The 18594-nt window shown below is 63.0% G+C and carries 17 protein-coding genes, 2 tRNA genes and 3 pseudogenes; 15 read left to right on the forward strand and 7 right to left on the reverse strand.

Translation table 11 applies throughout. The features are described from left to right. The first annotated feature begins 88 nt into the window (after positions 1-88). From pepN to G7067_RS10540, 5 genes and pseudogenes are all read left to right on the forward strand, one after another. Positions 89-2658 (forward strand): annotated as a pseudogene (pepN, locus tag G7067_RS10520) (aminopeptidase N). After that, positions 2659-3579 carry a mechanosensitive ion channel family protein gene (locus G7067_RS10525; protein ID WP_166324068.1) on the forward strand — a complete coding sequence of 307 codons (921 nt, stop codon included), beginning with the start codon at positions 2659-2661 and terminating at the stop codon, positions 3577-3579. After that, a complete protein-coding gene (locus tag G7067_RS10530) occupies positions 3576-4025 on the forward strand; it encodes a globin (protein ID WP_166324070.1) in 450 nt (149 codons plus the stop codon). Before G7067_RS10525 ends, G7067_RS10530 begins: the two co-directional genes overlap by 4 nt. A gap of 126 nt (positions 4026-4151) precedes the next feature. Continuing rightward, positions 4152-5669, forward strand: a complete 1518-nt coding sequence (locus tag G7067_RS10535; protein ID WP_166324072.1) for a purine-cytosine permease family protein — start codon at positions 4152-4154, stop codon at positions 5667-5669. Further along, the gene (locus G7067_RS10540; protein WP_166324074.1) at positions 5666-7063 is read left to right on the forward strand and encodes an FAD-binding oxidoreductase; all 1398 of its coding nucleotides are present in this window, start codon (positions 5666-5668) and stop codon (positions 7061-7063) included. The genes G7067_RS10535 and G7067_RS10540 overlap by 4 nt, the downstream gene beginning before the upstream one ends. A 33-nt stretch (positions 7064-7096) precedes the next feature. Here the strand turns inward: G7067_RS10540 and G7067_RS10545 are convergent, their stop codons facing one another. After that, the gene (locus G7067_RS10545; RefSeq protein ID WP_166324076.1) at positions 7097-7741 is read right to left on the reverse strand and encodes a LysE family translocator; all 645 of its coding nucleotides are present in this window, start codon (positions 7739-7741) and stop codon (positions 7097-7099) included. A gap of 78 nt (positions 7742-7819) precedes the next feature. On the opposite strand from G7067_RS10545, the gene G7067_RS10550 reads away from it, so the two are divergent. Further along, complete coding sequence (locus tag G7067_RS10550; RefSeq protein WP_166324078.1) at positions 7820-8407, forward strand: HhH-GPD-type base excision DNA repair protein; 588 nt, start codon at positions 7820-7822, stop codon at positions 8405-8407. Positions 8408-8422: 15 nt separating this feature from the next. Beyond that, positions 8423-8498: transfer RNA gene (locus G7067_RS10555), tRNA-Arg, on the forward strand. 2 nt (positions 8499-8500) lie between these two features. Here G7067_RS10555 and G7067_RS10560 read toward each other — a convergent pair. Continuing rightward, a complete protein-coding gene (locus G7067_RS10560) occupies positions 8501-8779 on the reverse strand; it encodes a TipAS antibiotic-recognition domain-containing protein (RefSeq protein WP_166324080.1) in 279 nt (92 codons plus the stop codon). 59 nt (positions 8780-8838) lie between these two features. Between G7067_RS10560 and G7067_RS10565 the strand changes: the two genes are divergently transcribed. After that, positions 8839-9183: a hypothetical protein gene (locus tag G7067_RS10565; RefSeq protein ID WP_166324082.1), complete on the forward strand. Its 345-nt coding sequence runs from the start codon at positions 8839-8841 to the stop codon at positions 9181-9183. Positions 9184-9299: 116 nt separating this feature from the next. Here G7067_RS10565 and G7067_RS10570 read toward each other — a convergent pair whose 3' ends face one another. Beyond that, a complete protein-coding gene (locus G7067_RS10570; protein ID WP_244301346.1) occupies positions 9300-9887 on the reverse strand; it encodes a helix-turn-helix transcriptional regulator in 588 nt (195 codons plus the stop codon). A 53-nt stretch (positions 9888-9940) separates the two neighbouring features. Between G7067_RS10570 and G7067_RS10575 the strand changes: the two are divergent. Beyond that, a pseudogene (locus G7067_RS10575) lies at positions 9941-10411 on the forward strand (alpha/beta fold hydrolase); the annotation flags it as partial. Positions 10412-10460: 49 nt separating this feature from the next. Here G7067_RS10575 and G7067_RS10580 read toward each other — a convergent pair. Next, a complete protein-coding gene (locus G7067_RS10580; protein WP_166324084.1) occupies positions 10461-11912 on the reverse strand; it encodes an MFS transporter in 1452 nt (483 codons plus the stop codon). A gap of 116 nt (positions 11913-12028) precedes the next feature. Between G7067_RS10580 and G7067_RS10585 the strand changes: the two genes are divergently transcribed. Together G7067_RS10585 and G7067_RS10590 are read left to right on the forward strand one after the other, a co-directional pair. Further along, positions 12029-12721, forward strand: a complete 693-nt coding sequence (locus G7067_RS10585) for a TetR/AcrR family transcriptional regulator (protein ID WP_166324086.1) — start codon at positions 12029-12031, stop codon at positions 12719-12721. 542 nt (positions 12722-13263) lie between these two features. Then, on the forward strand, positions 13264-14466 hold the full coding sequence (locus G7067_RS10590) for an MFS transporter (protein WP_166324088.1): 1203 nt from the start codon (positions 13264-13266) through the stop codon (positions 14464-14466). A gap of 14 nt (positions 14467-14480) precedes the next feature. Here the strand turns inward: G7067_RS10590 and def are convergent, their stop codons facing one another. Continuing rightward, positions 14481-15044: a peptide deformylase gene (gene def / locus G7067_RS10595; protein ID WP_166324090.1), complete on the reverse strand. Its 564-nt coding sequence runs from the start codon at positions 15042-15044 to the stop codon at positions 14481-14483. A 155-nt stretch (positions 15045-15199) separates the two neighbouring features. Between def and orn the strand changes: the two are divergent. Further along, positions 15200-15804: pseudogene (orn, locus tag G7067_RS10600) on the forward strand (oligoribonuclease). Between the two features lie 127 nt (positions 15805-15931). Here the strand turns inward: orn and G7067_RS10605 are convergent. Beyond that, a tRNA-His gene (locus tag G7067_RS10605) sits at positions 15932-16007 on the reverse strand. 134 nt (positions 16008-16141) lie between these two features. Between G7067_RS10605 and G7067_RS10610 the strand changes: the two genes are divergently transcribed. From G7067_RS10610 to G7067_RS10620, 3 genes are read left to right on the forward strand one after another with little or no spacing between them, the layout of a single operon-like run. Next, positions 16142-16489, forward strand: a complete 348-nt coding sequence (locus tag G7067_RS10610) for a metallopeptidase family protein (protein ID WP_166324092.1) — start codon at positions 16142-16144, stop codon at positions 16487-16489. Continuing rightward, entirely contained in the window at positions 16489-16782 is a 294-nt protein-coding gene (gene clpS, locus G7067_RS10615) for an ATP-dependent Clp protease adapter ClpS (RefSeq protein WP_166324094.1), read from the forward strand. The genes G7067_RS10610 and clpS overlap by 1 nt, the downstream gene beginning before the upstream one ends. Beyond that, complete coding sequence (locus G7067_RS10620) at positions 16779-17363, forward strand: DUF2017 family protein (protein WP_166324096.1); 585 nt, start codon at positions 16779-16781, stop codon at positions 17361-17363. The genes clpS and G7067_RS10620 overlap by 4 nt, the downstream gene beginning before the upstream one ends. On the opposite strand, the gene dinB is transcribed toward G7067_RS10620, so the two are convergent. Next, entirely contained in the window at positions 17360-18577 is a 1218-nt protein-coding gene (dinB, locus tag G7067_RS10625) for a DNA polymerase IV (protein ID WP_166324099.1), read from the reverse strand. The two genes, G7067_RS10620 and dinB, sit on opposite strands and share 4 nt — an antisense overlap. Positions 18578-18594: the final 17 nt, after the last annotated feature.

The raw sequence follows: 18594 nt of genomic DNA on the forward strand, positions 1-18594 counted from the left end.
CGAATAGTGTATCCCCAGATCTCGCCCCGTTGTCAGTGGCGGGCAATAGGCTGGTCTCATACGGTCCAATTAGATCCCAGGAGCTCAAGTGCCAGGCACAAATCTCACCCGAGTAGAAGCGCAGGAACGCGCCAGCATCGTTCGCAGCAAGAGTTACGAGATTCAGCTGGATCTCACTACCGGCCCCGAGACGTTTGCGGCAGACACCACCATTGTCTTCAGCGCGACACCCGGGTGCGACACCTTCATCGATCTCATTGCCGCCTCTGTTGAAGAGATCGAGCTGAACGGCACCTCGGTTGATCCGGCCCACGCCTTCGCAGACTCCCGGATCCAACTCGCGGGCCTCGCTGCGGAGAACACGCTGCGGATCCGCTCAACCCAGAGCTACACCAACACCGGCGAGGGCCTGCACCGCTTCGTCGATCCGGCCGATGGCGAGGTGTACCTGTACTCGCAGTTCGAGGTGCCTGATTCTCGGCGTGTGTTCCCCGTCTTTGAACAGCCGGACCTGAAGGCGACATTCCAATTCACGGTCACGGCCCCCGCCCGGTGGAAGCTCTCCAGCAACCAGGCCACCCCGGTACCGGTGCCGGCGGGCGAAGCCAACGGTGAAGCTATCGCCACCTGGAGCTTCGCACCGACGCCGATCATGTCGAGCTACATCACCGCCCTCATCGCGGGCCCCTATCACGAGGTCCGCAGCGAGCTCACGAGCCGCGACGGCCGCACCATTCCGCTCGGCGTGTTCTGCCGCGAATCGCTCGCGCAGTATCTTGACGCCGACTACGTGTTCGAGAAGACACGCCAGGGCTTCGCGTTCTTCGAGGAGCAGTTCGACTACCCCTACCCCTTCGACAAGTACGACCAACTGTTTGTGCCCGAGTTCAACGCGGGCGCGATGGAAAACGCGGGCGCGGTCACCTTCACCGAAGCCTACGTCTTCCGCAGCCAGGTCACCGACGCAATGCGTGAACGCCGGGTCATCACGATCCTGCACGAACTCGCCCACATGTGGTTTGGCGACCTGGTGACGATGCGCTGGTGGAACGACCTGTGGCTCAATGAGTCCTTCGCGGAGTACATGTCGACGCTCGCGACCGCCGAGGCGACCGAGTGGACGGAGTGCTGGACCACGTTCGTTGCCTCCGAGAAGTCTTGGGCCTACCGCCAAGACCAGCTCCCTTCGACGCACCCCATCGTTGCCGAGATTCGGGATCTGGAAGACGTGCTCGTCAACTTCGACGGCATCACCTATGCGAAGGGCGCATCGGTGCTCAAGCAGCTCGTCGCGTGGGTGGGCCAGCAGCCCTTCATGCGTGGCGTGCACGACTACTTCGTGAAGCATCACCACGCCAACACCGAACTGCGTGACCTATTGGTGGAGCTTGAGGCCCAGAGCGGTCGCGACCTGACCGAGTGGTCACAGAAGTGGCTCGAAACGGCTGGCGTCAATACGCTGCGTCCGGAGTTCACCCTTGACGATGAGGGCCGCTACGCATCTTTCGCGATCTCGCAGTCGGCCACCGAGGAGTACCCGACGCTGCGCCCGCATCGGATCGCGGTGGGGCTCTACACGGAGCAGGATGGCGCGCTCGTGCGTACCAGGCGCATCGAGCTCGACATCGACGGCGCGGTGACCGAGGTTCCCGAGCTCATAGGCGAGACGCAGCCCGCGCTGCTGCTCCTCAACGACGACGACCTCAGCTACGCGAAGATTCGTCTCGATCCGCGCTCGCTCGAAACTGTCGCGCGCAGCCTCGGCAGCATGCCAGATTCGCTCCCCGAGCGCTCGTCTGGGGAACACTCTGGGACGCCACGCGCGACGCCGAGCTTCCCGCGAGCCAGTTCATCGACGTTGTGCTCGCTCACATCGAACACGAGACGGGATCAACCACGCTGCGCACGCTGCTGCAGCAGCTGATCCTCGCAGCCTCAAGCTACGTCGCCCCGGCACGGCGTACCGCCTCGCTTGCGCGCGTGGCCGACGCGCTCTGGGCGCTGGCACAAAAGGCCGCCCCGGGATCGGACAACCAGTTCCAGTTCATCAAGGCGTTTACGGGGATCGCCGCGACACCGGCCCAGCTCGACACCGTACTGCAGCTGCTCGCCGGCGACACCGAGCTTCAGGGTCTCGACATCGATACGGATCTCGGCTGGGAGCTCCTGATCGCACTCGCCGCTGGGGGCCGGACCACGGCAGCGGAGATCGAGGCCGCCCTCGCGGATGACCGCACGGCAAGCGGAGAGCAGTCGGCAGCGCACGCACGCGCAGCACTTCCTGAGCCTGCAGAAAAGAATGCCGCTTGGGCATCCGTGTTCGATGAGGCTGGCGCGTCGAACCTCATCGTGCGTGCGACCGGCCTCGGTTTCACCCGGGTCGCTGACCTCACCGCGCTCGAGCCGTTCGTCGAGCGTTTCTTCGGGTCGCTCCGGCACATTTGGGACACCCGCAGCTACGCTATCGCCGAAGAGATCATTGACGGCTTCTACCCCGCACCCCTCGCGAACGAGGCACTCGCGGAGGCTACTCGCGCCTGGCTCTCCGCGAACGAGGACGCACCCGCTGCACTCCGGCGACTGATTATTGAGCACCTTGCGGGCGTCACCCGAGCACTCGCCGCGCAGCGAGCCGATCAGGCGGATCAGGCGGCCTAAATGGACGACGTTGAAATCGACGGTGTTGAGGAGGTCGTGCAACACACGATCGGCGCCTTCTACGAGACGTTTCACGTCCCGATAAACATCGTCATCATCATCATCGCGGCGATCCTGGTGAACTGGGTGCTGCGCCGGATCCTGGTGCGCACGGTCACCCAGATCGTGCGCGGCGTGAAGAAATCTCAGGACGTCGATACGACCTCCGAGATGCAGGCCGCGCCCTACGTGAACGCACGCGCCGTGCAGCGGACCCGCACCCTCGGCACAGTTGGCCGCGCCGTCATTACGTGGACGATCGTGGTGATTGCGCTGATCCTGATTCTCGGCCAGCTCGGCCTGAACCTCGCCGCGCTGTTGACCTCCGCGGGCATCGTGGCGGCCGGCCTCGCCTTCGGTGCGCAGAACGTCGTCAAAGACATTCTCAACGGCATCTTCATGGTGTTCGAGGACCAGCTGGGGGTGGGTGATGTCGTCACGATCGGAGCCATCAGCGGCACCGTCGAAGACGTCGGGATCCGCGTCACCCAGGTGCGCGCGCTCGATGGCACGCTGTGGTTTATCCGCAACGGCGAGATCCTGACCCTCGGCAACTCTTCGCAGGGCTGGGGCCGGGCGCTCATCGACGTGACGGTCGATGCGAATCAGGATCTCTCGCACGTTTCCGAGGTGTCACTGGAGGCGGCACGGGCTCTGCTGCGCTCCGAGAAGTACGCGCGCAAGGTCACCGGTGAGCCAGAGATCATGGGCCTCGAGAGTGTGTTCGGCGACCGCGCGACGCTGCGGCTCGCGGTGCGCACCAGACCCGAGGCGCAATGGGAAGTGCAGCGGGGCATCCGCGCGGAACTGCGCCGCAAGTTCCGTGAGCACAACATCAAGCTGGCGGATGAGTTTCCGAAAGGGCACGGAGGAACAAGATGAACGAAGCACGCAGCGAGCAGGCTCCCGCCCCCAGGCTGACGATACGCTCGGGCGCAACGGGTGAGGCGGTGACCGAAACCCTGTGGGCGCAGGTCGGCGGCACCGAAACGTTCGAGAAGATCGCGCGCGCCTTCTATCGGGGCGTGCGAGAGGACCCGATTCTCGCCCCGATGTACCCGGATGATGATTGGGAGGGTGCCGAGTGGCGGCTGCGGGCATTCCTTGAACAGTACTGGGGCGGGCCAACGACTTACTCCGAGGAGCGCGGGCACCCGCGGCTGCGCATGCGACACCAGCCGTTCCACGTCAATCCGGCGGCTCGGGATCGCTGGCTGTTGCACATGAACGCGGCGCTGGATGAGGCGGCCCTCGCCCCCATGCACGACGCGGCCTTCCGCGACTACGTAGACCGCGCCGCGCAGGCCATGGTGAACCGTCTCGACTAATCCACCGCCTGTCTGACTCCCCAGACAGGTTCATGCGCAGAACGCATTGCGGTCGGCCCGCAAACAATAGTCTGGCTCTTGCAAACGACACACAACCAATATGTAGCTTTCAAAGGATCTGACGCAATGACGCATCAACCAGCAGAAGACACAAGCACGTCTACCCTCTCGGTAGAGCAACGGACCATCGATATGGTCCCGAAGAATGAGCGCCACGGCACCCCGATGAGTCAATTCACGCTGTGGTTCGGCGGGAACATGCAAATCACGGCGATTGTCACCGGACTCATCACCGTCGCCATCTTCCAAGCCGAACCCCTCACCGCGATCATCGCCTTGATCGTGGGCAACGTGATCGGCGGCATTTCTATGGCGCTCCACTCCGCGCAGGGACCGAGGATGGGGCTCCCCCAGATGATCTCCAGCCGCGTCCAGTTTGGCGTGCGCGGGGCCACGCTCCCCCTGGTACTCGTGATCTGCATGTACCTGGGATTCGCCTCGACGGGAGCCGCACTCTCTGGCGACGCGATCAATCACCTCATCGACCTCACAACGGAGCCGGGTGAAGCACCCATTACCGGTATCCTGATTTTTGGCGCGCTCACCGCAATCGTCTCCATCTTTGGCTATCGGCTTATTCACGTCATGGGCCGCGTCGCCACAATTGCCGGCATCCTCGGGTTCGCTTACCTGTTCATACGGATCTTCACCGCGTACGACGTTTCGGCGTCCTTCGGAGTGGGACAGACGGGCATCGCGACATTCATGGTGTGCGTCACGCTCGGGGCGAGTTGGCAGATGACCTATGCGCCCTATGTCGCGGACTACTCGCGCTACCTCCCAGCAGACACCCCGGTCCGCAAGACGTTCTGGGCAACATTCCTCGGCAGCGTCACCGGGACACAGATCTCCATGACGATGGGTGTGCTCATTGGAGCAGTCTCCGGCAATGACCTCCTCGGAGGCCCAGTCGGCTTTCTCGGAGTCCTCGCAGGCCCCGTGTACGCAGCGCTCGTCATTTATCTCGTCATCATCGTCGGAAAGCTCACCGCAAACACACTCAACGCTTACGGCGGCATCATGTGCACGGTCACCGCGATCACAAGTTTCAACGCGCGCACCCGCATCACGTCGAGGGCACGGTCGCTCTACATCATCGTGTTTGTAGCGCTCACCATGGTGATTGCCATCGCGGCCAGCGCCGATTTCCTCAACAACTTCAAGAACTTTGTGCTGCTGCTTCTCGCGGTCTTCATCCCCTGGAGCATCATCAACCTCGTCGATTACTACTTGGTCTCCAAGGAGCGCATCGACATACCCGCGCTCTACGATCGCCGCGGCCGCTACGGTTCGGTGAACTGGGTCGCGCTGTCATCGTATGCCATCGGAATCGTGGTGCAGATCCCGTTCCTCACGAACGAAACCTACAGTGTGCTCGGCGACTACAACGGCGTGTTTTCTCACGTTCTCGGCGGCATGGATATCTCGTGGATCGTTTCGATGATTGTCACTTTCTGCGTGTACTACCCCTGGGCAAAGCGCACAATGCGCCCGCCCGCAGAGATGATCTACCCGCCCGAGTATTCGGCGGAGCAAACCGGGCGCATCAACGTCGTCCCCGTACATGAGGAGGCCACAATATGAGCACGCAGGTCATGACCGATCTCGTCGATGAACTCACCGAGGCGCTCCCGGGGCAGGTCGAAACCGACTTCGACGCCGTGGCCGGGAGTTCTCACGACCGCTCGCACCACGGTTGGGCACCCGCGTTGGCAGTCGTGCGGTGCACAACCACGGAGGACGTGTCCACAACGCTCCGTCTGTGTCACGCGGCGGCGATGCCGGTCGTCACACGCGGCACTGGCACCGGGCTCGAGGGCGGAGCCAACGCCGTGACCGGATCGGAGGAAGCCGATCGTTCCCGCAGCATCATTCTCGATCTGAGCGGGATGCGCCGCATCATCAACATCGATCCAGACTCGCTCGACGCCGTCGTCGAAGCAGGCGTGCGTCGCAGCGAACTTAATCCACTGCTCGCGGAGCACGGCCTGCAGTTCGTCGCGGGGCCGGGCGTAGACGCCTCGATCGGCGGAATGGCTGCGACCCGAGCGAGCGGCACCAACGCGGTCAAGTACGGCACGATGAGCGACAACGTGCTCGGACTCACCGCCGTGCTGGCTGACGGCACCGTCGTGCGGACAGGGAGCCGGGCCCGCAAGTCGTCGGCCGGCTACGATCTCACGCACCTCCTCATCGGTTCCGAAGGCACCCTCGGTGTCATCACCGAACTCATCCTGCGTGTACACAGCATTCCGGCTTCCCGATACCTTGCTGTACTGTCGTTTCCGTCAGTGGACGCGGCCGCGCGAGTCGTGCAGACCGCGCTGCAAACCGGCATTGGTCTCGCGCGCGCCGAACTCCTCGACGATGTACAGATCGGAGCGATGAACGCGTATTCAGGGCTCGATTTTCACGTCACCCCCACACTGTTCATCGAACTCAGCGGATCAGCGTCCGAGGTCACTGAGCAGACCCGGCTTCTCCGCGCGATTGCGGAGAGCAACGGATGCCTCGACGAGCGCCATATCGACGGCGACGATCCCGAGCGATTCTGGAAGGTTCGCCACGATGCGCTTCCCGCAGCGAACGCACTGCGGCCGAACTCATACACCTGGTCAACCGATGTCTGTGTCCCCATCTCTCACCTTGCCAGGTGTATCACTGAAACCCAGGCCGATGTGGTCGCGAGTGGCCTTGTCGCCCCGATCGCGGGGCACGTCGGCGACGGCAACTTCCACCTGGCGATTGTGCTCGAACACGGCAATGAGACCGAACGTCTGGCAGCCGAGCAACTCTACGAGCGGCTGATCACGCGGGCGCTGGCCTGCGGCGGCACCTGCACCGGGGAGCACGGCATCGGACAGGGCAAGGTCGGAGACCTCCTGCGCGAGCACCCGAGCGGGGTGCCGGTGATGCGGTCTATCAAGCAGGCGCTCGATCCGGCAGGGATCCTGAATCCAGGAAAGGTGCTTGGCTAGCCGAGGTAACCGCGGGGCGGCCGCATTTAGAAGCTAGAGCGCCAGGTGCCGCTGCCCGGTGAGCGCGAGCACAGCACCGAGTGCGATCATGAAGCCACCACCGGTGGCGCTCATTCCCGCCATGCGCTCAGGGGACTTGCCAAACCACTCGCGCGCGACCCCCGCAATCATCGCCCACACAGAGTCGCAGAGCGCGGCGAGCACCGAAAACAGGAGCCCAAGTTCGAGCATTTGCAGCTGCACCGATCCCTCGCCGTGCGACACGAACTGCGGCAGCACCGCGATGAAAAATGCGATCGACTTCGGGTTGGAAACCCCCACCACGAAGCCCTGCAGAATCTGGCGCTGCCACGTCAACCGCACCGGGTTCTCGGTCGTCTCTGTGGCACTGTGACGATGCCGAATCGCCTGCACTCCGAGGAAGACCATGTACGCGGCGCCGGCGTACTTGACCACCGAGAATAGAATTATCGATTGTGACACGAGCGTGCCGATCCCGAGCGCGACTGCCGCGGCAATCACGGCGGATCCGAGAGAGTTTCCAATCACGCTGAGGAGGCCGCCCAGGCGCCCAAGCGCCAGCGTGCGTCCGATCGTGAACAGGACGCTCGGCCCTGGAATCACGATTAGGATCACCGCAGCGATACCAAACGCGAGCAAGTTTTCGAGCGACACCATGCAGCCACTGTATCCTCTGCGGTGGGCCCGAAGATCCAAGACTTCCCGCTGGCCTCGCCCGGATCTAGAATGGCGAGCATGAGTCTCTACTTGACCGACGATTCTGCCGCAAATGATCTCTTGACGGAGAACCCGCTCGCGCTGTTGATCGGGATGCTCCTTGACCAGCAGGTCGCGATGGAACTCGCCTTCGCTGGGCCGCTGAAGATCGAGCAGCGCGTGGGGGCGCTCGATGCGCAGACCATTGCCGGGACGGATCCGGAGGTCTTCGCAGCAGCGTTCAAGCAGACCCCTGCGGTGCACCGCTTTCCAGGATCGATGGCGACACGAGTGCAGGATCTGTGCCAGGCCCTGCTTGACGATTGGGGCGGCGACGCCGCAGCGATCTGGACCGAGGGCGATCCCGACGGGGCGACCGTCCTGAAGCGGCTCCGCGCGCTGCCCGGTTTCGGCGAGCAGAAGGCGCGGATATTTCTCGCGCTTCTCGGCAAGCAGCGCGGCTTCGCGGGCGCGGGCTGGCGTGAGGCTGCCGAGCCCTACGGCGAGGAGGGTTCGTTCAGAAGCGTGGCCGACATCACCTCCCCCGACACGCTGCTGCGGGTGCGCGAAACCAAGCGCGCGATGAAGGCTGCCGCGCGCGCTGCAAAAACAGACGCGAAGTCGTAGTACCCTCGAAGAGTCGCCTCCGTAGCTCAGGGGATAGAGCAAGAGCCTTCTAATCTCTTGGTCGCAGGTTCGAATCCTGCCGGGGGCACCATCTCACCGAACCGCCGTCCGCGCGTGGAGCATCGCCGCGGCAAGCCACTCGGGAGGGCGCGGGTCAACGCTGGTGAGGATCCCGCGCTGAAACGGGTCCGTGAGATACAGCCCGGCGAGCGCGCGATAGTTCTCTTCGCTGAGGGACACGTGCTGACCGATCGCCACCCGATGCTCGGCAATGAGCACACCGGCTTCCGCGGATCCCGGTGAGGAACCCGGCTCGTCGCGCAACCTGGCTAATTGAAAGTTCCACGCCCCCAGGCTCCCTTTGACCCTCACACAGTGTCAAGTTCTACGCTGAGATACGACCCCGCTTCCCTCAACACCGAGGACCAACAATGACTGCTGCTCAAAATCCGACGCCCGTTCTGCGCGATGCCGGCGAACTCCTCGGCTTCTTGCAACCCTTCGACGACGCCTGGACGCCCTGCACGGTCTTTGGCATCCCGATCGCGAGCCCGCGCTCCAGGGCCGCCGCGGAGGCCGTGCTGCGGGCTCACGGCCTGAGCTATCTAGCAGATCGTTGGGAAGTGTTCCAAGACGGAGCCTGGATCACGGTCACGCTCGTCGAAGCCAAGCCCGGCGAAGTCACCGTGCAGTACGCCGACTACGGACACCCTGAGCTTTTCAACACCAGGCTCACACTCACGGCCCCCACGCCAGAGCAGCTACGCAGGCAGTAGAAGCCCGCGCCTCGGCGACCGCATGATAGTTGCATGATGGCCGCACACAGCGCCGCACGGATCTGACAACGCTGACCGCGTTCGCCAGTGGGCAAGGCGCGTAGCCTACGCCAAACTCAGCCACCCACGTGCCGAGCCGTCACCGGAGGCTCTCCTACTTCGTGAATCTCGTGGCCGGAGCAGGGAGTCGCGGTCACATTCGCGCGTTGAATCCGCTCCACCAGAAACCAACGAACCTCATCGCGCAAGCGACACCAGCCGATGAGATACCAGCGGTCGTTCCGGGCACCGAACATGATCGGTTCGACCTCGCGAACCGTCTCGGCACCGCTGCCCGACAGATAGTGGATGCGCGCCACGCGCTGATCCAGCATCGCCTCTTCAATGGCCGATCTCACAACGCGGCTCAACGAAGGAGCCTTGTTGACCCAAATGCGCCGCGCAAGTTCGTTGGCCTGCGCCCGGGTGCCGGGGTCGAGCACGTCCAGTATCTTGTTCACGCCGGATCTGGCGAGATCCGCGTACGTGGCTTCCGAGGCTATCGACACGGCCGCGAGAAGGGCCACTGCCTGCGCCGGAGTCAGACTCACCGGGGGAAGGGTCGCTCGATTCGCCAAACCATACCCGCCACCGGGGCCCGGGCGCGCCCAAATCGGCACGCCGCTGTTTTCGAGGGCCGTGAGATCCCGCTTGATGGTGCGCACTGACACCTCGAACTCTTCTGCGAGCCGATCGGCCGTGCAGCCGCGGGATCCGTGGCGCCAACGCTCCGGCCAGTATTGTGCTGGATCAGTGCCCCGAACGAGTACAGCGCGTCGTCTGGGTCGATAGCGGGCCGGTGGCGTCCGGTACAGTGTTCGCCCCGGACCTTCCGGAGGAGGTCACCGAACTGCCCCTGCCTCCCTTCGAGATCCTGCAGAAACAGGCGAGCATTGAAGGCCTCAGCGACGAGATACTCGAACGTTTCCGCACCCGCGCCGTCCCTGAGCCGGCCCCCGTACTTCGCCAAGCGGTTGACCTCAGCAACGAGGCACGCCTGCGCGTGCCGACCACGATCGTGTGCTGCTCCATGCCGAGCACACAGATGATGGAGCTCGCTCAAGCGGGCCATCCGATATTTGCTGAGGTCGCGAACCTGGTACACCTCGATCTTGTCGATCTCCCAACCGGACACTGGCCGATGTGGAGCCAGCCGAAGGAGCTCGCCCAGCTCGTCTCCGCGGTTTAGTGCACGAACGCCGGCGCATCCGGCGCGGGGCGCCCGTGAGGAGCGAGCGTCACGAACACGAGCAGTGTGACCACCGAGATCGCGGCGGCGACACCGAACGCCCACGTGTACCCTGCAATCTCGGATCCCCTGGTTGATGCCGCGACTGCACCGAGGATAGCCACTCCGAGAGCTCCCCGAGTTCGTGAGCAGTATTAATCGTCCCCGAAACCGTACCGGTTTCGTGGTGGCTAACATGGGAAAACGCCGTCGTCGTTGCCGAGACAAAACCCACACCAACGCCCGCTGCAGTTATTGTCGCAAACACCATCAGAACCACCGGGTTCGCGATCGCCGCAGCTGATCCCGCCGTTCCGAGAGCAGCAATCCCAAATGCAATGACACCCACGAAGCGGGATCCGATCCGGATCACCAGTTTGCCCGCCGCCCACGCTCCCACAAAGGTGGCGACCGCGATCGGCAGGAACGCGAGGCCCGTGGTCAACGGACTCAGCCCGTGCACGGACTGCAGCAGGAAGGACAGCAGGTAGTAACCGCCAACCATGAGTGCGGTCGCGGAAAGCATCGCGACAACCCCGCCCAAGATCGGACGACGCATCAACAGTTCTGGTTCTACGAGAGGTGCCGCGCTTCGCCGCTCCACCCACACGAACACACCGATCAGGAGCACTGCGCCCACAACCAAAATCAGCGACAACACACCGTTGCCTCGCAGGGCAATACCCGACACCAGCGCACCGATCCCGCCGGTCAAGAGCACCGCGCCGAGAGCGTCAAGCGGCTGTCTCTTCAGGGGTTGAGCCCAATGATCCCGAACCATCAGGAGCACCAACACGCCAACAACCACGCCAACCGGCAGGTTGATCAGAAAGACCCAGCGCCATCCCGGACCAGCTGCGAGCAAACCTCCCAGCAACACACCGACTGCGGCACCCGCTGACGCGAGCCCTCCCCAGATCGCGAGCGCGCGCACCCGAGCATGCCCGGTAAACAGCGAGGTCACGAGGGCGAGCGCTGCGGGCGACAGCAAGGCCGCACCGACCCCCTGGGCTGCTCTCGCCGCAAGTAGAGCTGGCGTGTTCAACGCCACTCCGGCAACGAGCGACGCAGCAGTAAACACGATGATCCCGTAAAGGAACAATCGTTTCTTGCCGAACATATCGCTGAGTTTGCCACCGAGCATGAGCAAGCCGCCGAAGGGTATGACGTAGGCGGTAATGACCCAGCCCGCATTTGCAGCGGTTCCCCCAAGCTCGCGTGTCAGTTCCGGCAGCACCAGATTCACGACGGTGACGTCAAGAATCAGCATGAACTGCGCAAGACACAGCAGTGCAAGCACGAACCAGTCCTTCGTTGAAGCTGCGACGTGCTGCTCAGGATGCTCATGCGGGTCATGCTGGTACTGCCTCTCGTCCGTGTGCTGCGCAGGATCAGGATCATGCGGGCGATGTTCTGGATCATGCTGCTCATGCGCGTGGCCATGCGGTATCGAATCGTGCATTGCGTTCCCCCTCATGCAATTAACGAAAATCCAAACGGTCATTTGGAATATTTCCCACCGTACAACTCGGGACCTCAATTAGCAAACGATCGTTTGGATTCAAGTAAGCTGTTCACATGGCATGGGATACAGCGGCAACCAGACACCAGCTCCTTGAAGCCGGCGCGCGCCAGTTTGCGCAGCGCGGCTTCGCGGGAACCAGTATGGAGATGATCGGCAAAGACTCCGGGGTGAACAAGGAGCGGGTATATCAATACTTCGGCAACAAACAGGGCCTATTCGCAGCCGTGCTCGCCGACCGCCTCACGGACCTCCTGGAGGCGGCGACCATCTCAGGACACGGGCCCACCTCCCTCGGCGAATTTGTAGGCGGAATGTTTGATCACTTTGAGCGCAACCCCGACTATGCCCGACTCCTCGCATGGGAAAGCCTCGAGCTCACCGAACCGGTTGGGCGATCACTGCGCCACGAATCATGTGTGCCTCAGATCAATCGCACCATGCAGGCCCTGCCCGGCACCACCCCCGACGAAGCACAGCATCTCCTCCTCTCACTTGTTACATTGACGGTGGGATGGTGGTCACTCGGTGGCCTCACACAGGTTATGACCACGGGAATCTCCACCTCCGCACGGCGAGCCGCGCTCGTCGCTCAGGCGGAGGCCCTGGCGTCGACCCACACTCCTGCAGTCCAGACCATGACCGCAGAGGCTGCGAACGCAGCGCCGAGAACGCTTACAGCCCCCCTTACGGAAACGGCAAACAACGCAGACGAGGCAATCGATCCAGTCGCAACCCCTAACGAGTAGAACACCGTATATCCACCGATCCCCCGCCTCATGCTGCGCGTACGCGGCGACACGGCCGAGCGTCAAGATGAGCGCGGGAGCGATCATCACGATGCAATATGCCAGCAGTATGAGGCCGGTCGCCACCCAACCGGGGCTCTGCGCGGTGATGATCCCAACGGCGGCAAGATAGGGCAGCATCGTTGCGACCTCAATTGCGACCGCTGCGACGGCGAGGACGGCGAGGGGCGCGGGGCCTGTGGTGTCGCCTCGGGGTCAGAAGGCACGGTTCCTCGTAGCCCGACAATCGTGTCCGTAACCACGCCGCATCCCGTCAGTGACAGCGCGGCGACGCCAACCAGCAACGCCCCAAAGACTCGCCGCAGCGGCCTGCCAGATTCCATGTCTCCCCCAGCCGTTTTCGAGCACGATCCAGCTCGGTGCACCCGAATTAGCACACTCGTGCTAATTAAAACAACGCACCGTGATGCCCCGGTGCGCAATCGACCGCGGCGGTACTGGACCGCCAATCGCCAAACCTTTGCCGGTAGTAGACTGACTCGGTGCCCACCTCCGCAAAGCCCAAGCTTCCGTTTGAGGTCTGGGCGCTCGTCGCGGGCGGCTTCGCGGTCGCACTCGGCTACGGCATCGTCGCACCCGCGATCCCGCAGTTCGCCCTCGAGTTTGGGGTGAGCAACTTCGCAGCCTCCGCGATCGTCAGCGCCTTCGCACTCATGCGACTCCTCTCTGCACCCCTGGCAGGCTGGGTGGTCGGGCGTTTCGGCGAGCGACGCAGCTACACGACCGGGATCCTGATCGTCGCAGCCTCGACTGGTGCCGCAGCCTTTGCCGGGGACTACGCGCAGTTTGTCGTGCTGCGTGGGCTCGGCGGGATTGGTTCCACCATGTTTACGGTGGCAGCGACGGCGCTCATCATCAAGGTGAGCCCTCCGGCTGCTCGTGGCCGGGTTGCAAGTCTCAATTCGGCCGGATTCTTGCTGGGAGGGCTGCTCGGCCCGGTCTTCGGGGGCGTCGTCGCCAGCTTTGGCCTCCGCGCGCCGTTCATCTTCTACTTCTTCACGCTCGTCATTGCGGCCTCGATTGTCACCATCGCCCTGCGAAACTCCAGCTTTGCGGGCTCTACCTCAGCGGGCCCAACCCACACCGAATCCGTCACATTCAAGACCGCACTCGGTGTCTCCCAATACCGGGCCCTCCTGGTGTCAGTGTTCAGCTTCGGTTGGGCCTCGTTCGGCGTGCGGGTCTCGGTGATTCCCATCTTCGTCGCGGTAGCGCTCAACGGGAACGCAGCGGTCGCCGCCTGGGTCCTCGCGGCCTACGCGGCAGGAAATGCGATCCTCATCTTCCCGTCCGGCCGCTGGAGCGACACCGTCGGTCGCAAGCCGATGATCATTATCGGAATGCTGGTGCTCGCCGCGAGTTACTTCGTTTTTCCAGCCTCAACGACGCTGTGGTTCGCAATCCTCGTCATGTTCTTCGCTGGCGCAGGATCAGCGCTCGTAAACCCCGGCCAGCAAGCCACCCTCGCCGATGTCGTTGGTCTCCGAAACGGCGGTGGCGTCGTAGCGGGCTACTCGATGACTTCGGATCTTGGTGGGGTGCTTGGACCACTCGTTGCGGGAGCCATCGTGGACTTCGCCGGATTCGGCTGGGCGTTTGGCGTCACTGCCGCACTGCTCGCAATTGCCGCGACCGTGTGGATCTTTGTTCCCGATTCACGCCGACTCCAAACGCAGCACCAGTAGGGCCAGGATCCCGCTCACCCTTCGAGGTCGTCAACCCCTGGCATCCAGGTGAGGCCGGGCCTCCCCCAGCCGTTTTTTCGCTCGGCCTTCTGTGCGCCGCGGTTCTCGGGGTGCACCAGTCGGTCGACATAGAGCAGCCCGCTGAGGTGATCGAATTCGTGCTGCAGGATCCGCGCAAACCAGCCGTCCGCCTCAATCTCGAAGGGCTTGCCGTCAATGTCCTGCGCGCGAAGCAACGCTCGGGCGGAACGGCGCAGCGCGAACCGTTCACCAGGGAATGACAGGCACCCCTCGACCTCGTCCTCTCCGGGGAGCCCCGGATCCGGCGGCGTGATCCACAGCTCGGGATTGATCGCGACCCCCTGGGCAGGAGCCACATCCTGGTCCTCATACATCCACACGAATACCCGCTTGCCGACACCGACCTGCGGCGCGGCGAGGCCCACTCCTGGCGCCGCGAGCGTCGTGTCATACATGTTGTTTACGAGGGTGCGCAGAGCATCATCAAACTCGGTAACCGGGGATGCGGGACGGTGAAGCACGGGCTCACCGCAGATCGTGATGGGAAGAACTGCCATGGGAATAAGCCTAGTGCGAGTGATCCGACGAGACCGCCACCTATAGACTGAGCTGAGGGAGCCACGCCGCCAGCATGCATGGCATCCACCGCCCGAACCCAAGGAGATATCGTGTCGAATACCCCGCGGAGCAGATCGTCTGGATCGACTGCGAAATGACGGGGCTTGACATCGATCGAGATGGCCTGTGCGAGATCGCCGTTATCGTCACCGATTTCGAGCTGACGCCGCTGCACCCGGGGTTTGAAGTTGTGATCAACCCAGGATCCGAGGCGCTTGAGCACATGGGCGACTTCGTGCGCGGAATGCACACGGACTCGGGTCTCCTTCCTCGCATCGAGGCCGGTGTTACCGTGGCTGACGCGGAGGCCCAGGTCATCGAGTACTTGAGCGGGCTCGTCACGAAGGGCCGCAAGCCGATTGTGGCCGGCAACACCATCGGCATGGATCGCCGATTCATTGCGAAATACATGCCAACGCTCGAGGAAACCCTGCACTACCGCAGCATTGATGTCTCTACGATCAAGGAGCTCAGCCGCCGCTGGTACCCGGCTGCCTATTTCGGCTCCCCACGAAACGTGGCGGGCACCGTGCCCTTGCCGACATCGCCGAGTCAATTCAGGAGCTCGCCTACTTCCGCGCCACCGTCATGGTCGATGAGCCCGGGCCAGATAAGGCTGCAGTCGAAGCTGTCGCATCCGCGGCAAGTGAAAAGTATGGCACGCTGATCGACGGGCTCGACGAGGCACCCGAAAAGTAGGCTGGCTCAGCCCACCGTCTCAACCAAGAAAAAATGACCCCGGCTCCTGAACTGGTCCCCAGAAGTTGGACTGAGAAATTCAGTAACCAACGACTGGGGAGCAGTTCATCCGCCGGGGTCATTTACTTGGGGTGGCTAACGGGACTTGAACCCGCGACCACCGGCACCACAAGCCGGTGCTCTACCAACTGAGCTATAGCCACCATGCTGGTCTCGCACACCCGAAGGCGCGCGAGGCAACCCTACGATCATAGCGTATCCCGGCACCTCATTTTCCCACTCACCTCCCAAGTGAATCTCTCCGGCGAATTGCGGCGCAGCCCGATAGGGTGAAGCCATGGTCGAAGTGTCACACGAAGAATTCGAGGCTCTGGTTTCAGACGGCCTCGACTCTCTGCACGATGACATGCTTACTCAGCTCGACAACGTGATCTTTCTCATCGAGGACCGACCTGCTGACGGCAGTCCAATCCTCGGCGTGTACGAGGGTTACTCCCTCGCGGAGCGCAATATCTACGGCTACGGCGAGGAACCGGATCGAATTATCCTCTTTAGAGAAAACTTGGCCGCCCACTGCAGCGACATGGACGAGTTGGTAGCCGAGATCCGGATCACACTCGTTCACGAAATTGCCCACTTCTACGGCATCTCCGAGGAGCGCATTCACGAGCTTGGGTGGGGCTGATGGTTGCGACACGCATAAAACCTACTCTTGATCAGGCCGAGCAGATCGCGCCGGATTCGAACTGGCAGACCGTGGTGTGGGATGATCCGGTCAACCTCATGTCCTACGTCAGCTACGTTTTTCGCACCCATTTTGGCTACGATCGCGCCCACGCGGAGCGACTCATGCTGCAAGTCCACAACGCCGGGAGTGCGGTAGTGGCTGAGGGATCACGTGAGGCCATGGAGATGCACGTCGAGGCGATGCACAGCTACGGCCTCTGGGCAACCGTCAGACAAGCGGGCACAGAGTGAAACTCATTCCACTACCCGCGGGCGGGCTGCGCTTGCTGCTGAACTTTGATGAGGCGACGATGCTGGATCAGCTCATCACTCAACTGCTGCAGCTGCTGCAGAGCCACAGCGGTACGGCCCTCGATCCTGACCCCCTCTTCGCAAGCCTCGAGGTCGGCGGATCCGATGTCATCCCGGAGGACCCGGCGCTCGCACGCCTGTTTCCAAACGCCTACGAGAAGGACGCCGAGGCCAGCGAATTCCGCAAGATCACAGAACAGGGTCTACTCAACCGGAAAATGCAGGACGCGATGCAGGTTGTCTCCGCACTTGGGCTCGGCGCCATGCCAGACGAGCGCACCACCGTCGAAGTCGATATTTCCGCGGACACACTCCCCGCATGGGCGCGAACGGTGACGGCGCTGCGGCTCGCGATTGCGGCGAGAATCGGGCTCGACACGGCGGAGGATCACGACCGTCTGCTTGAGGACGAAGAAACCCGCGGCACGGTGTTGGTGTTTGACTGGCTCGCCGCGATCCTGGAGGCCGCGCTCATGATGCAAATGCCGGATGAGGACGACACGGACGGCGCAGCACACTAACTCGGCGGTTGCAGCGAGCGGGGATCCACCACGGGTCCGCGATCTGTCAGCAGCCTCGCGGGCTTTACCCCAGCCCCGCCAAAACGAATACGCACATCGTCAACGGCCTGATCGACTGCGCGCCAGCCGTCGTCATCGCTCCACAGCCCAGCAGGGTCGCTCCCCTCTGGAACCAGCTGCTCGGCTCTCACCCCAATGAGTCGCACCGGCTTGCCTCTGGAGTTCAGCCCATCAAACAGATCGCAGGCGGTCTGGTAAATGCGCTGGGTTGAGTTCGTCGCTTCGGTGAGCGTACGTGAGCGCGTAACCGTCTCAAAATTGGCCCAGCGCACCTTGATCGCGAGCGTCCGCGCCTCAAGCTGCGCCTCGCGCAGGCGCTCGCCCGTGCGGGTGGAGAGGCGCAGGAGTTCACGCTGCAGCACCTCGATGTCGGGCTCGTCGAAGGCAAAGGTTTCCTCGTGGCCGATGCTTTTCTCGACCCGTGTGGTCTCGACGCCGCGCGAATCGCGCCCGTTAGCGAGATCGTGTAGCCGCTCGGCACTGGCTACGCCTACCAATTGTCGCAGCGACACAAGCGGTTCCCGCGCGAGATCACCGACGGTGTGGATCGCCCGCGACCTCAGCGTCTTCGCTGTTGCCTGCCCGACTCCCCACATCGCGTCGATCGGGAGCGGGTGCAGAAACTCGAGAGTGCGTTCGGGCGGGATCTCGAGGATGCCATCGGGCTTCGCTCGCTGTGAGGCGAGTTTTGCGATGAATTTTGAGCGCCCGAGCCCTACGGATGCGGGCAGCCCGGTCTCCGCTCTGACCCGCTCGCGCAGCTGCCTCGCGATCGAGGCAGGAGGGCCGAATAGCCTCACGGATCCCGCAACATCCAGGAACGCTTCGTCGATACTGAGGGGTTCAACGAGCGGGGTGAACTCGCTGAAAATTCTCATCACCTCGTGCGAGGCGCGGCGGTATTTCTCGAAGGTCGGAGGAATCAGTATGAGCTGCGGGCACAGCTGTTTGGCGCGCGCGACCGGCATCGCGGAGCGCACTCCGAATCGCCGAGCTTCATAGCTCGCGCTCGATACGACCGAGCGCAGCGTGTCGTGCGCTGCCGCCACGGGAAGCCCGACAAGTTCCGGACGATCGAGGAGTTCGACCGAGACAAAGAACGAATCCATGTCGACGTGCAGCATCGAAGCTATCTCTCGCTGCGTGGTATCCATAGGATCCATTGCACCAT

The organism is Leucobacter insecticola (assembly GCF_011382965.1).
Lineage (GTDB): Bacteria > Actinomycetota > Actinomycetes > Actinomycetales > Microbacteriaceae > Leucobacter > Leucobacter insecticola.

Excerpts from the sequence above, each read along its gene's own strand:
- G7067_RS10535 (WP_166324072.1), top strand. The coding sequence starts at position 4,152 with ATGACGCATCAACCAGCAGAAGACACAAGCACGTCTACCCTCTCGGTA.
- G7067_RS10550 (WP_166324078.1), top strand. The coding sequence starts at position 7,820 with ATGAGTCTCTACTTGACCGACGATTCTGCCGCAAATGATCTCTTGACG.
- G7067_RS10610 (WP_166324092.1), top strand. The coding sequence starts at position 16,142 with ATGGTCGAAGTGTCACACGAAGAATTCGAGGCTCTGGTTTCAGACGGC.
- G7067_RS10580 (WP_166324084.1), bottom strand. The coding sequence starts at position 11,912 with ATGCACGATTCGATACCGCATGGCCACGCGCATGAGCAGCATGATCCA.
- G7067_RS10585 (WP_166324086.1), top strand. The coding sequence starts at position 12,029 with ATGGCATGGGATACAGCGGCAACCAGACACCAGCTCCTTGAAGCCGGC.
- def (WP_166324090.1), bottom strand. The coding sequence starts at position 15,044 with ATGGCAGTTCTTCCCATCACGATCTGCGGTGAGCCCGTGCTTCACCGT.
- dinB (WP_166324099.1), bottom strand. The coding sequence starts at position 18,577 with ATGGATACCACGCAGCGAGAGATAGCTTCGATGCTGCACGTCGACATG.
- G7067_RS10525 (WP_166324068.1), top strand. The coding sequence starts at position 2,659 with ATGGACGACGTTGAAATCGACGGTGTTGAGGAGGTCGTGCAACACACG.
- G7067_RS10565 (WP_166324082.1), top strand. The coding sequence starts at position 8,839 with ATGACTGCTGCTCAAAATCCGACGCCCGTTCTGCGCGATGCCGGCGAA.
- G7067_RS10545 (WP_166324076.1), bottom strand. The coding sequence starts at position 7,741 with ATGGTGTCGCTCGAAAACTTGCTCGCGTTTGGTATCGCTGCGGTGATC.
- G7067_RS10540 (WP_166324074.1), top strand. The coding sequence starts at position 5,666 with ATGAGCACGCAGGTCATGACCGATCTCGTCGATGAACTCACCGAGGCG.
- clpS (WP_166324094.1), top strand. The coding sequence starts at position 16,489 with ATGGTTGCGACACGCATAAAACCTACTCTTGATCAGGCCGAGCAGATC.
- G7067_RS10530 (WP_166324070.1), top strand. The coding sequence starts at position 3,576 with ATGAACGAAGCACGCAGCGAGCAGGCTCCCGCCCCCAGGCTGACGATA.